Raw genomic sequence first — 14475 nt, 5'->3', positions numbered from 1 at the left:
GTTCCAGGCCGGGTGCTATAAGCATTGCTCTTGCGCGCTCGTCATCGCACCCAACAGGATTGTCCATGCTTCAGGTCCTGAGGGTTGTCAGGCACTGGCTACGCCAGCGCCGACGTTCATCGCGTTGGAACACCGCCACCAAGCCGTCGGTCAAGGTCGAAGCACCGCTGCGCGCGGCACTGTTCAATGTCGAGCAGATGGAAGTGCATGGCCGCGCGCTGGCCGGCGAGCACGCCGTGCACCTGCGGCCGGGCCAGGAACGCCTGCTCGGCCGGCTGGCGGAGAACGAAGGCCTGCTGGACGATGTATTCGGCCTGCTCAGCGCCATGGTGCGCGATGAAATGCGCATCACCCCCGCTGGCGAGTGGCTGCTGGACAACTACTATCTTGTCGAAGAGCAGATCCATACCGCGCGGCGGCATCTGCCGGAAGGCTACAGCCGGCAGCTTCCGTCCCTGGCGCAGGGCCGCTCCGCCGGCCTGCCCCGGGTCTACGATCTTTCCCTGGAAGCCATCGCGCACGGCGACGGCCGCGTCGATGGCGAAACCATCAGCCGCTTCATCGCCGCCTACCAGGCCATCACCCCGCTGAAGCTGGGCGAGCTGTGGGCGATTCCGATCATGCTGCGGCTGGCGCTGATCGACAACCTGCGGCGCATGGCGGTACGGCTGATGCACGATGGCGCCGACCGCAGGCTGGCGGGCCGGTGGGCGGGCCAGCTCAACCGCGCCGCCGCCGACAGCCCCAAGGATGTCGTGCTGCTGGTCGCCGACCTGGCCCGTTCCGGGCCACCGCTGTCGGGAGCCTTCGTTTCCGAACTGGCCCGGGGGCTGCAGGGCCGCGGCGGCGCCTTCTCGATGCCGATCACCTGGCTTGAGCAGTGGGCCGCGGCCGAGGGCCACCGCGTCGAGGAACTGGTGCAGCAGGAAAGCCAGCAGCAGGCGGCAGACCAGGTCTCGATCAGCAACAGCATCGGCAGCCTGCGCTTTCTGGCCACCATGGACTGGCGGGAGTTCGTCGAGAGCATGAGCGTGGTCGAACATCGCCTGCGCCAGGACCCGTGTTCGACCTATCCGTTGATGGATTTCAGCACGCGCGACAGCTATCGGCACGTGGTGGAGAAGATCGCGCGGCGGGCCGGTATCGATGAGGAGACCGTCGCCGCCACCGCGCTGGACCTGGCGCAGGCGGCGGCCGCGGTCGACCCGGCGGCGTTCCAAGCCCATGTGGGGTTCTACCTGGTGGACGATGGCGTGGCGCAGCTGCAGGCCGCGTTGCGCGCGGCCGCCCCTGCAGCCAGGCCGGTCCGGCTGTCGCCCCGGCGCATCGCCCTGCCCGCATACCTGCTGCCGATCGCGGCGATCGTCGCGGTGTTCAGCTGGAGCCTGGTCGCGACGGCGCCGTCATTGCAGGGCGTGCTGCTGGCCGTGGTGGCGCTGTTGGCGGTGGTCTCCTTCAGCGAACTGGGGATCGCGCTGGTCAACTGGACCGCTACCGTGCTGGTATCGCCGCAGCGCCGGCCGCGGATGGATTTCTCCAAGGGCATTCCGCCAGGCGCGCGCACCCTGGTGGTGGTGCCCTGCATGCTGGGCAGCCTGACCGACGTGGACAACCTGGTCGAAGGGCTGGAAGTGCGCTTTCTGGCCAATCGCGACGCGCACCTGCACTTTGCGCTGTTGACCGACTTCCTCGATGCCGACCAGGCCACCCTGCCGACCGATGCGGCGCTGCTCGAACGCGCGGCACGCGGAATCGAACAGCTCAATCGCCGCTATGGACTGGCGCGCACCGCCGAAGGTGGCGGCGATGACCTGTTCTTCCTGCTGCACCGGCCACGCCAGTGGAACGCCGGCGAACGGCGCTGGATCGGGCATGAGCGCAAACGCGGCAAGCTGGCGGCGCTGAACCGGCTGCTGCGCGAAGGCATCACCAACGATTTCCAGCAGGTGACCGGCCGGGTCGAGGCGCTGGCGCAGGTGCGCTACGTGATCACCCTGGACACCGATACCCAGCTGCCCCGCGATGCCGCCCGTGAACTGATCGGCACCCTGGCCCACCCGCTCAACGCGGCGCACTTCGATGCCGCGCTGGGCCGCGTGGTTCGCGGTTACGGCATCCTGCAGCCCAGCGTGGGCACCCGCCTGGGCGGCCGGCGCAGTTCGCGCTATGCGCGCATGTTCGGCAGCGAGGCCGGCATCGACCCCTATACGCGTACCGTGTCGGATGTGTACCAGGACCTGTTCGGCGAGGGCTCCTTCGTCGGCAAGGGCATCTATGGCGTGGACGCCTTTGAACGCGCACTGGCCGGGCGTTTCCCGGACAACCGCGTCCTCAGCCACGATCTGCTGGAAGGCTGCTACGCGCGGGCCGGGCTGGTCAGCGACGTGCGCCTGTTCGAGGACTATCCCAGCCGCTATGCGGTGGACGTCAAGCGCCGCCACCGCTGGATCCGCGGCGACTGGCAGCTGCTGCCGTGGTTGTTGCCGTGGGTGCCGCGCCAGGACGGGCGCTATGAGCGCAACCCGCTGTCGTGGCTGTCGCGCGGAAAGCTGCTGGACAACCTGCGGCGCAGCCTGGTGCCGGCGGCGAGCACCGCCTTGCTGGTGCTGGGCTGGCTGTTCTCGCCCGACCCGCTGGCGTGGTCGACCTGGCTGCTGAGCCTGTGGCTGCTGCCCGTACTGATCCCCGCGCTGCGCGATGTCTGCTCGATACCGGTCGACATGCCGCCCAAGGCCTACCTGCTGCAGGCCGGCCGGTCGGTGCTGCAGCAGCTGCTGCGCGCGGCGATCAACCTGGCGTGCCTGCCCTATGAGGCCTTCTTCAGCGTGTCGGCGATCGTGCGCACGCTGTGGCGGCAGTGGGTGACGCGCCGATCCCTGCTGCAGTGGAATCCGTCCAGCGAGGTCGAACGGGTGCTCGGCCAGGGCGTGGCGGCCGAGTTCGGCAGCATGTGGCCGACGGCGCTGTTCGCCGTTGCGGTGGCCGCGTTGCTGGCGTCCCGGCAACCGGCATCGCTGTGGGTGGCCGTGCCGTTCCTGTTGCTGTGGCTGTGCTCGCCGGTGCTGATGGCATGGCTGGGCCGCCCGCCGGCCCGCCGCGCCGCCGACCTGTCCACCGCGCAGCGGGCCTTCCTGGGCCGGCTGGCCCGGCGCACCTGGGCCTTCTTCGAGACCCATGTCCGCGCCGAAGACCACTGGCTGCCGCCGGACAATGTGCGCGTGCACCCCGCCGTGGTCGTGGCCCGGCGCACCTCGCCGACCAATATCGGGCTGTCGTTGCTGGCCAACCTGGCGGCCTGGGATTTCGGCTACCTGCAGGTCGGCGGCGTCATCGAGCGCACCCGGCGGGTATTCGACACGCTGGAAACCCTGCCGCGCCACCGCGGCCACTTCTACAACTGGTACGACACCCAGACCCTGCGCCCGCTGCCCCCGGCGTATATCTCCACGGTCGACAGCGGCAACCTGGTCGGCCACCTGCTGACCCTGCGCCAGGGGCTGTTGGCGCTGGCCGACGCGCCGGTGCTGGGCCCCAGCACCTTCACCGGGCTGGCCGACACCCTGGGCGTGCTGGAAGAAGCCCGCCAGGCCGCCGGGCGCGACGACCCGGCCGTGTCGAGCGCGATGGGCGGTTTCCGCGCCACGCTCGCACAGGCGCTGGCCGATCCCCCTGCAACGCTGCTCCAGGCCGAACGCGCGCTGGCCGCATTGGTGCTGCATGCCGATGCCCTGGTGGCGGCCTGGCCCGCTGCCGTGGACGATACCGAAGCGACGCCGCATTGGCCGTCCACCCTGGCCGATACCTGCCGGTCGGCACTGGCCGAACTGGCGTTCTTTGTCACGGCAACATCGCCCCATGACAGCAACAGCGATGGTGCGCGCGAAGCCGCCATCCCCACCCTGCGCCAGCTGCTGGAACGCTCCGCCAGCGCGCCGGTCAGGGCGCGTGCGCGCGACCGCATTCTCGAGCTGGAGCGGCTGGCGCATATCGCCGGCCAGTTCTCGCTGATCGAGCATGGTTTCCTCTACGACCGTGCGCGCCACCTGCTGGCGATCGGCTACAACGTGGACGAGCACCGCCTGGACGAGGGCCTGTACGACCTGCTGGCCTCCGAAGCGCGCCTGAGCAGTTTCGTCGGCATCTCCCAGGGGCAGTTGCCGCAGGAAAACTGGTTCGCGCTGGGGCGTCCGCTGACCGAGGTCAACGGCAATGCGACGCTGTTGTCCTGGAGCGGCTCGATGTTCGAGTACCTGATGCCGCAGCTGGTGATGCCCAGCTACCCCGATACGCTGCTGGACGAAACCGCCCGCCATGCCGTGCAGGCGCAGATCGCCTATGGGGCCGACCACAAGGTGCCGTGGGGCATCTCCGAGTCCGGATACAACACCGTCGATGCGCGCCTGAACTACCAATACCGCGCGTTCGGCGTGCCGGGGCTGGGCCTGCAGCGCGGGCTCGGCAAGGACCTGGTGATTGCGCCCTACGCCAGCATGATGGCGCTGATGGTGGCGCCGGAGGAGGCCTGCCTCAATCTGCAGCAGCTGGACGCGCTGGGATTCAAGGGCGATTTCGGTTTCTACGAGGCGATCGACTACACCCCCGGGCGCATACCGCAGGGCCAGTCCCATGCCGTGGTGCGCTCGTTCATGGCCCACCACCAGGGCATGGGCCTGCTGTCGCTGGTGCACCTGCTCCACGACCAGCCGATGCAGCGCCGCTTCGTGGCCGACGTGGAGTTCCAGGCCACCCTGCTGCTGTTGCAGGAACGCATTCCGCGCGCCGGCATCTTCCATCCGCACAAGGCCGTGGCGCTGGAGGAACACGCCACCACGGTCGACACCGAAACCCAGCTGCGCGTCTTCCAGAACCCGGGCAGTTCCCGGCCGGCGGTGCAGCTGCTGTCCAACGGGCGCTACCACAGCCTGTTGACCAGCGCCGGTGGCGGCTACAGCCGGCATCGCGATATCTCGATCACGCGCTGGCGCGAGGACGGCACCCGCGATCACTGGGGAACCTTCTGCTACCTGCGCGATGTGGCCAGCGGCGATTTCTGGTCGACCGCGCTGCAGCCCACCGGCGTGCCGGTGGAGCAGTACGAAGCCATATTCTCCGATGCAAAGGCCGAATTCCGCGGCCGCCGGAACGGTTACGAAACCCACCTGGAAGTGGCCATCTCCGCCGAGGACGACATCGAACTGCGTCGACTGCGCCTGTGCAACCGCAGCCGCCGTACCCGCATGGTCGAGATCACCACCTATGCCGAAGTGGTGCTGGCGCCGGCGATCGCCGACGAACTGCACCCTGCGTTCAGCAACCTGTTCGTCCAGTCCGAGATCGTGCGCGACAAGCAGGCGCTGCTGTGCACGCGCCGGCCCCGCTCGCACGATGAAGTACCGCCGTGGATGTTCCACCTGGTGGCGGTGCACGATGCCGAGATCAGCGCGATCTCCTATGAAACCGACCGGGCGCGCTTCCTGGGCCGCGGCGGCACGCCGCGCGCGCCGCATGCGCTGAGCGTGGACCCGGCGCTGTCCGACAGCGAGGGCTCGGTGCTGGACCCGGTGGTGGCGATCCGTTGCCGCATCGAGCTGGCGCCGGGACAGACCGCGTTGATCGACATGGTGCAGGGCGTCGGCGCGGACCGCCAGGCCTGCGTGGCGCTGGTGGACAAGTACCGCGACCGCCGGCTGGCCGACCGGGTCTTCGACCTGGCCTGGACGCACAGCCAGGTGGTGCGCCGCCAGATCGATGCCTCGCAGACCGATGCGCAGCTCTACGAGCGGCTGGCCGGGCTGATCGTCTACACCCATCCGCTGCTGCGCGCCGACCCGCAGGTGCTGCTGCAGAACCAGCGCGGCCAGTCCGGGCTGTGGGGCCACGGCATCTCCGGCGACCTGCCGATCGTGCTGCTGCAGATCGCCGATACCGACAACATCGAGCTGGTCCGGCAGATGGTGCAGGCGCATGCCTACTGGCGCCTCAAGGGCCTGCGCGCAGACCTGGTGATCTGGAACGAAAGCCAGCCCGGCTACCGCCAGCAGCTGCACGACCGGATCCTGGGCATGATCTCGGCCGATCCGGAAGCCAATGTGCTGGATCGGCCCGGCGGCATCTTCGTGCGGCCCGGCTACCAGATGCCGCAGGAGGACCGCATCCTGCTGCAGTCGGTGGCGCGGGTGATCATCAACGACCAGCAGGGCACGCTGGCCACCCAGGTCGGCCGCCACGAACCGCCGGTGCGTACCCCGCCGGCCCTGCTGCTGGAGACCGACGCTGCCGACCGCGACCACCACGCCGCGTTGCCGCCGCCGGATGCGCCAGCGCAGCCGCGCGATGCCCAGGCCGCGCACCTGCCCGGCCCTGCGCTGGAAACCGGCAGCGCACTGCTCCACGACAATGGCACCGGCGGCTTCAGCGCCGACGGCCGCGAGTACGTGATCACCCTGCGCGAAGGCCGGCCGACGCCGGCGCCGTGGTCCAACGTACTGGCCAACGAACGGCTGGGCAGCGTGGTCAGCGAAAGCATGGTCGGCTACACCTGGTTCGAGAATGCGCACGAATTCCGCCTGACCCCATGGCACAACGACCCGGTCAGCGACAGCGGCGGCGAAGCGTTCTACCTGCGCGATGAAGACAGCGGCCACGTATGGTCGCCCACCCCACTGCCCTGCCGGGGGCGCGGCACCTACCGCATCCGTCACGGATTCGGCTACAGCGTGTACGAGCACGTCGAAGACGGCATCGCCTCGGAACTGTGGGTGTATGTCGCCGTCACCGACGCGGTCAAGTACTCGGTACTGAAGCTGCGCAACCTGTCCGGCCGGGCCCGCCGGGTGTCGGCGACCGGCTATGTGGAGTGGGTGCTGGGCGGCATCCACGCCACCTCGCAGATGCACATCGTCTGCGAGCGGGATACCGCCAGCGGCGTGCTCACCGCCCGCAACCCCTACAACACCGAGTTCCAGGGCCGCGTCGCGTTCTTCGATACCGATGCCAATGGCTGCAGTTACACCGCCAGCCGCAGCGAATTCCTCGGCCGCAACGGCAGCATGGCCGACCCGGCCGCGCTGCACCGCCAGCATCTGTCCGGCCAGCTCGGCGTGGGCCTGGATCCGTGTGCGGCGATCCAGGCCCCGCTGCTGCTGGCCGATGGGCAGGCGCAGGAAGTGGTGTTCCGGCTGGGCATGGGCAAGGACGCCGAGCAGGCGCTGCAGTTGGCCCGCAGCGTGCAGGGCGGGCAATGCGCCCGCGACGCGCTGGTCGACCTTGCCGCCCACTGGCACACGCTGCTGGACGTGGTCCAGGTGCAGACCCCGGACCCCAGCGTGGATGTGCTGGTCAACGGCTGGCTGATGTACCAGACCCTGGCCTGCCGTTACATGGCCCGCAGCGGCTATTACCAGTCCGGCGGCGCCTTCGGCTTCCGCGACCAGCTGCAGGACACCATGGCCACCGTCCACGCGGCCCCGGCCCTGGGCCGCGCGCACCTGCTGCGGTGCGCGGCCCAGCAGTTCCCCGAAGGCGACGTGCTGCATTGGTGGCACCCGCCGCAGGGGCGTGGCGTGCGCACGCGCTGTTCGGACGATTTCCTCTGGTTGCCATTGGCCACCTGCCGCTACGTGCAGGTCACCGGCGATACCGGCGTACTGGATGAGCAGGTGCGCTTCATCGAGGGGCGCGCGCTCAACCCCGGCGAAGAGTCCTACTACGATCTGCCCGTGGTCTCCCACGACCAGCAATCGCTGTACCAGCACTGCGTGCTTGCGTTGCGGCGGGGCTGCACCCTGCTCGGTGCGCGCGGGTTGCCGCTGATCGGCGCCGGCGACTGGAACGACGGCATGAACCTGGTCGGGCGCGACGGGCGCGGCGAAAGCGTGTGGCTGGGCTTCTTCCTGTTCGACACCCTGCAGCGTTTCGTGGCGGTAGCACGCGCGCACGGCGACGCCGAATTTGCCGGCTACTGCAGCGACCAGGCGCAACGCCTGCGCGCCAACCTGGAAGAACACGCCTGGGATGGGCAATGGTACCGCCGTGCCTGGTTCGACGACGGCACCCCGTTGGGATCGACCCACAGCGATGAATGCCGGATCGATTCGATCTCGCAGAGCTGGTCGTTGTTGTCCGGCGCCGCCGACCCCGCGCGCGCCGGCACCGCCATGGCATCGCTGTCCACGCACCTGGTGAACCGCCAGGCAGGCATCGTGAAGCTGCTCGATCCGCCCTTCGACAGGACCCCGCACGACCCCGGCTACATCCGCGGCTACGTGCCCGGCGTGCGCGAGAACGGCGGGCAGTACACCCACGCCGCGGTCTGGGCGGCGATGGCCTTCGCCCAGCAGGGCGATGCGGCAACGGCCTGGGAGCTGGCGCGCATGATCAACCCCATCCATCACGCCGGCGATGCCGCCGCGGTGGCGGTCTACAAGGTGGAACCGTACGTGCTGGCCGCCGACGTCTACGCGGTGGCGCCGCATGTCGGGCGCGGCGGCTGGACCTGGTATACCGGCTCGGCCGGCTGGATGTACCGGCTGCTGACCGAATCGCTGCTTGGCCTGCAGCGCCATGGCGACCGGCTGGTATTCACACCCTGCCTGCCGCCGGAGTGGCCGCAGTACACGCTGCGCTACCGGTTCGGCTCAAGCCTGTACATCATCCAGGTTGAACAGGTCGATACGGGGCGCGCCAGGCTGACGCTTGATGGCGCCGCCCGGGCGGAGCTGCACATGCCGCTGGTCGACGACAGCGGCGTGCATCAGGTTCATCTGGCCTGGCCCGGCCCGCCGCCGGCATGAGACGCCGGCCGCATCACAGTTTCATGTTCAGGCCAACGAACACGGCGCGGCCGGCCGCCGGCGAGAACATCGGCTGCGCCTGTTCCCAGAAGAAGCTGTCGTACCAGGCGTAGGCGTACTGGCGGCCGGTGGCGTTCTTGACCTGCAGGTCCACGCTCCAGGCCGGGTTGATCTGATAGCGGGCGCTCAGGTCGAGCACGGCGAAGTTGCCGTACTTGCCGGCCACGTTGCGTTCCTCCAGGTAGTAGTCGCCCTGCGCCCTGCCCTGCAGGCCCAGCTGCAGCGACGGCGTGGCCTGGTAATCCACGCCCAGGGTGCTGATATGCCGCGGCACCGCGGCCACCTCGCGGCCCTGCAGCGACAGCGCGCCGTCGCGGCCATCGCGCGCGATCTTGGCTTCCTGGTAGGCATGGGAGGCCCACAGCGTCCACTTGTCGCCCAGCTGCGCGTTGAACTGCGCATCCACGCCGCGCCGGCGGGTCTTGCCCAGGGTCACCGTGGTGCCGGTGGCCGGCATGTTGGACACCTCGTTCTCCGCATCCTGCTGCCACACCGCCAGGCGCGCCTGGCTGCCGGGCAGCGGGCTGAACTTCAGGCCCACTTCCATGCCGGTGTTGGTCGACGGCGGCATCGGCGCCTGGCCCGGGGTGAGGTAGGCCGGCGCGGTGGAACCGGTCAGCACCTGGAAGGTGCGGCCCCAGTTGGCATACACATTGGTCTGCGCGCCCAGCGCATACACCACGCTGAGCTTGGGCTGGCCGATGCTGCCGTAGTCCTGCAGCGGCCCGGTGATGCCGCCGGGCAGGCGGGTAGTGCCGTCGAAGCGGTCCACGCGGTAGGCCGGCACGATCTTCAGCGCCGCGATCGGCTGGTAGATGGCCTGCACGTAGGCGCCCCGGTTGTCGAGGCTGTGCCGGTCGTTGTTCTGCACGCGCGCCGGGGCTGCACTGAAATCGGTGGGGATGGCGTAGCTGAAACGCTCGCGGACATAGCCGTTGTCCTGCTGCTCGTAGTTGACCCCACCTTCCACGGTGAGGCTGTCGCTGGCCTGCCAGGTCAACGTGGCGAGCATGCCGGCCTGGCTTTCATCCCACACCCGGCGCTGCCGCGGCGCATTGCCGCCGGGCAGGTCGCTGAAGGTGACCTGGCGCTGGTCCTGGTAGCGGTTGTAGTACAGCCGGGTGCCCAGCAGCACGGTGTCGGCCAGCCGCAGGTCCAGGTGCACGCCGAGCTGGCGCATGTCGCGGTCGTCGCTGTCGTTGGCGTTGCGCGCCTGGCTGCCGCGGCGGTGGGCGCGCAGTTCGGTGGCGGTCATGAAGCCCGGTTCGTCGGCCTCGTGGTGGTAGGTGCGCGCGGTCAGGCCGATCCGCATGCCCTCCTCCAGGCTGCCGTAGAACCACTTGCCGCCCAGCGCATACTTGCGTGAGCTGTCGTGGTCGCGGTAGCCATCGGAGGCCTGGCTGCCGATGAAGTAGTTCTGCGCGAACCCATCGCGCTCGCGGCCCACCGCCAGCTGCGCATCGCCGGTGTTGTAGCTGCCGTAGGACAGCCGGCCGTCGGTGTAGTTGCCGCCCTGGCGCGTGCCGAAATTGACGTTGCCGCCGATGTTGTGCAGGCCGTAGCGCGGGTCGTTGGTGCCGCGTACCACCTCGATATAACTGATCTCCAGCGGAAACAGCATGTCGATGAAACGCTGGTTGCCGCTGTTGACGTTGCTGGGCACGCCGTCGATCAGGGTCTTGATCGCGTTGAGGTAGCCCTCGCCGTTGAAGCCGCGGAAGCTGAGCTTGCCCGACTCGGCGCCCTGGCGGGTCTCGGTGAGCTGGATGCCGGGCATCTTGCCCAGCAGCTCCCAGCTGTGGGACACGTTGCTGCCCTCGATCTGGTCGGCGCCGAGCACGTCCACCGAGGTGAGCACCTGGTGCGCGGTGAGCTGGCCCTCGCCGTGCTGGTGCACGTCGACCTTGCCCAGGGTCAGGGCGGAGTCGGACGACTGGGCATGGGTATCGGGGGCAAGCAGGGTGGCGGCGATGGCCGCGGCCAGGGCATGGCTTTTCATGGGGGGGTCATTCAGTAGGTGCGGAAGGGGGAGCGGCCGGGAGTGCGGTCAGCGGTCCGGATCGAACGCCGGCGCGGTGCCGTAGTCGCGCTGGTGGAACGGCCGGTCGGTGAACAGATAGCCGTAGTAGTAGTGGCGCAGCCGGGCGTGGTAGCGACCGATCCGCTGCTGGTAGTCCAGGTGGGCCTGCATGTCGGTGCCGGCCAGCCGCGTCAGCGCGACCTGCAGGCCCACCGGCGGCAATACCCGGCCCACGGTCGCCGCCGCCGCGGTGCGGCGTTGGATGCCGTGGCGATAGGCCGCCGCCAGCGGCGCCACGGCGTCGTCGCCGTTCTGGTGGAAGGCCAGGTACCACTTGTAGTGGAACCCGTCGCCCAGCGGCGCCGAATCGCGCCATTGCGGGTAGCGCGCGTAGAAGCGCCGCATCGTGTCCTCGCGCGGGATATCCCAGGCATGGTTCACCGCCTCGCGCTGGGCGCGGGCGATCGCCGCGCCCTGCTCCACCGGGATGGCGCGTTCGATTGCCACGTTGGCCAGGGCCGGGGCGACCAGGGCGATCACCACCCACAGCGAGGCCAGCGTGGCCGCGTTGACCCCGGAGTTCCAGCCGCGCCAGGCCACCAGCAGGCACAACGCCACCCAGAACAGCAGGTAGGCCGCGGCGAGCGCCAGAACACCAGCCAGCGGCAGCAACGGCACGCCCTGCAGCAGCGCCACCGCCGTGAACGGCACGGCCACGCACAGCCACAGCGCCGCCGCGCGCACCGCCACCCGGCGCAGGTACAGCCGGCCGACATGCAGCGGCAGGCTGCGCAGCATGCGCTCGCGGCCGGACTCGGTTTCCGCCGAGCGCAGGTCATGCAGCAGCGCGATCACGAACAACGGCAACAGGAAGGTCAACAGGAACGCGAAGTCGAAACGCCCGGCCAGGGCCAGCTCGGGATTGAAGCTGTCGCCGTCGTGGATCTGCGCCTCCAGCCCGAGGGCGCGCACGCGCAGCATGAAGGGCGCCACATCGCGCATGCCCACTGCGGCGAAGGCCAACGGCGACGGCGGGTTCCAGGTGGGATGGAAGCTGTAGTAGGCCGCCACCCCGGCATCGGTGGCATCGCCATGGGCGGCGGTCACCGCGGCCATGTCCTCGGCCTGTACCGCGGCGATGGCGGCGATGGCCTTGCGCTGGCTGTCGATGCGCTGCAGCCCCGACACCAGGCTGGCGATGGCCAGCAGCGCCAGCAGTACCAGGCCGGCGACGGCGGCCCGGGAACGCAGCAGCAGGCGCAGTTCGTACGACCAGCGGTTCATCGCGACACCCCCAGCCGGCGCGTGGCCCAGCCCAGCCCCAGCCCGGCGGCCAGCAGCCAGCCCAGCAGGACCGCCAGTGCCGGCAGCAGCGCCTGCAGCACCGCCGCGCTGGGCGGTGGCGTATACGCAAACGCGGGAATCTGCTGCCACTGCGCCCGGTCCACGCGCTTGCGCTGGTCGGCGCCGGCGTCCTTGGCGGTGTCATCGGCGTAGCTCACGCCGACGGCCTGCATCTGGTTGAGCTGCTGCACGATGCGGTAGCGGTGCTGTTCGGCCTGGTCCAGGAAGCGCAGGTGCGCCTGCAGGTCGGTGGCCGCCGCGGCCATCGACAGCTGGCGGATGACCACCACCGGACTGAGCAGCGCAAACCCGGCCACCAGCGCGTTCTGCCGGTACTGGATGTCCGCGCTGCGCGCGGCGTAGCGATTGAACAGGGTCGAAGTCAGGCGCTCGCCTTCCAGCGCCAGCAGTCCCTTGTAGTTGACCGGCAGCTCCTCCACCCGGGTCACCCCATACTGGTGCAGCACGCGCTGGCGGAAGCTGGCGAAGTGCGGGTCGGCCGGGTCATGGCTGTCGCCCAGGGCGCGCAGATCGCGGGCGATGCCCACTTCAGTGTGCAGGCGGTCCGGCAGCGGAAAGGCCGCATAGGCCAGGTCCGGGGCCACCCGCGGCACCAGCAGCGCCATCAGCGCCCAGCCGCCGATCAGCGCCAACAGCGCATCGCGTCGCCGCGGCAACAGCGCCGACACGCCGGCGATCAGCGTGCACCACACCGCCAGGTACAGCGCATAGCCTGCCATCACCGCCGCGGCGACCGGCATCGCGCCCGGCGTGATCGCAGCCAGCCAGGCCAGTCCGACCACCGCCGGCAGCAGGAAAATGCCGGCGATCACCCACAGCGCGGCCAGCTTGCCAGCCACGATGGCGCCGCCGCTGGCGCCCTGCAGCAGCAGTTGGCGCAGCGTGCCACGCTCGCGCTCCTGGGCCAGCAGGCCATGCCCCAGGAACACCAGCACCAACGGCGCCAGCACCTGCAGCACGAAGGCCGGGGTGAGCTGGCCGAAGCGGACCAGGATCGAACTCTGCATCACATCGCCGAAGTTGGCCGTGTTCTGCCGGTGGCCTTCCAGGAACATGCTGCTGCCGGTGAACGGATCCACGCCCGGATCGAACGCGGCCAGCGCGGCCGGCAGCCGGTAGACGAAGTGGCCGTAGTGCACCACCCGGTGCGGATGCCGGTCCGGCTGCGCCTGGAAGGCGGCCTGGGCCTGGGCCTGGTGCTGCGCGCGCTGCTGCGCGGCCGCGCCCATGTGGTGCAGCGAAACCACGGTCGCAGTGAGGGTCAGCAGCGCCATCAGCACGATCCCGGCCAGAGCGGTGCGGTGCCGCAGCAGCGCACGCAGTTCATTGCCCATCACCGAAAGCACGGCACTCATGCGCGGCGGTCCCGCCCGATGAAATGGGCATGCAGGGTCGCCAAGTCGAATCCGTTGCGGTCGCTCTCATGCACGATGCGGCCCTGGTCCAGCACCCCGATCCGGTCGGCGATATCGGCCGCGCCGAGCAAGTCGTGGGTCACCATCAGCACGGCGGTGCCGCGTGCCCGGACCGGCGCCAGCAACGCATGGAAATCGGCGCTGGCGCCCGGGTCCAGGCCCGAGGTGGGTTCATCGAGCAGCAGCAGCGGCACCTGCCGCATCAAGGCGATCGCAATGGCCACCTTCTGCCGCATGCCCTTGGAAAAACCGGCCAGGCGCTGATGCCAGGCCGATTCCTGCAGCCCGGCGTCGGCCAGTGCCGTGGCGATGGCCGCGCCGGTCTGCCGGCGCCCGCTCAGGCCGAGCAGGTAGTCCACGTTCTCCACCGCGCTGAGGTGTTCGTAGAGCGCTACGTTTTCCGGCAGGTAGGCCAGCTGCGCGCGGGCGCGCCCGGGATCCGACCATGGCGTGACGCCGGCCACGCGCACGCTGCCGGCACTGGGCTGGAGGAAGCCCAGCAACACCGACAGCAGGGTCGACTTGCCCGCGCCATTGCCGCCGAGCAGCGCGTAGATGCTGCCCTGCTCGAGGGTCAGGTCAAGGTCGGAAAGTACGGTCTTGCCCGGGAAGCTGACCGACAGGCGCTGGAGTTGCACGACAGGAGCAGGGGAAGGCACGCGGGGGACACCGTGGCGAAGGGGGCTGACAACTTATCATGTAATGCTATTACATAACATTCGTCCGCCGCTGCTCTGCGCGTTGCGGCCGGCCCCCGCGATGTCCCGCCGGCCCCTCCTTCGCCTGCCGCACGCGGCTGATATAGTGCGACGAGGACGACGGG

Annotated in this window: 5 protein-coding genes; 1 reads left to right on the top strand and 4 read right to left on the bottom strand. The window is 69.6% G+C overall.

Annotated features, from left to right (window positions below):
* Positions 1 to 65: 65 nt before the first annotated feature.
* Entirely contained in the window at positions 66 to 8792 is an 8727-nt protein-coding gene (locus tag IC535_RS07270) for a GH36-type glycosyl hydrolase domain-containing protein (protein ID WP_429000346.1), read from the top strand.
* A gap of 13 nt (positions 8793 to 8805) precedes the next feature.
* On the opposite strand, the gene IC535_RS07265 is transcribed toward IC535_RS07270, so the two are convergent.
* From IC535_RS07265 to IC535_RS07250, 4 genes are read right to left on the bottom strand one after another with little or no spacing between them, the layout of a single operon-like run.
* Entirely contained in the window at positions 8806 to 10851 is a 2046-nt protein-coding gene (locus tag IC535_RS07265; RefSeq protein WP_228885619.1) for a TonB-dependent receptor, read from the bottom strand.
* A 48-nt stretch (positions 10852 to 10899) separates the two neighbouring features.
* Positions 10900 to 12156: a DUF3526 domain-containing protein gene (locus tag IC535_RS07260; RefSeq protein WP_228885618.1), complete on the bottom strand. Its 1257-nt coding sequence runs from the start codon at positions 12154 to 12156 to the stop codon at positions 10900 to 10902.
* Positions 12153 to 13592, bottom strand: a complete 1440-nt coding sequence (locus IC535_RS07255; protein ID WP_228885617.1) for an ABC transporter permease — start codon at positions 13590 to 13592, stop codon at positions 12153 to 12155. Before IC535_RS07255 ends, IC535_RS07260 begins: the two co-directional genes overlap by 4 nt.
* Positions 13589 to 14290 (bottom strand): ABC transporter ATP-binding protein, encoded by a 702-nt coding sequence (locus tag IC535_RS07250; protein ID WP_228885616.1) that lies wholly within the window; start codon positions 14288 to 14290, stop codon positions 13589 to 13591. The genes IC535_RS07255 and IC535_RS07250 overlap by 4 nt, the downstream gene beginning before the upstream one ends.
* Positions 14291 to 14475: the final 185 nt, after the last annotated feature.

The sequence above is a fragment of the Stenotrophomonas rhizophila genome (assembly GCF_020857975.1).
GTDB classification, from domain to species: domain Bacteria; phylum Pseudomonadota; class Gammaproteobacteria; order Xanthomonadales; family Xanthomonadaceae; genus Stenotrophomonas; species Stenotrophomonas rhizophila_C.
This window is presented reverse-complemented; position numbering and strand designations above follow the sequence as displayed.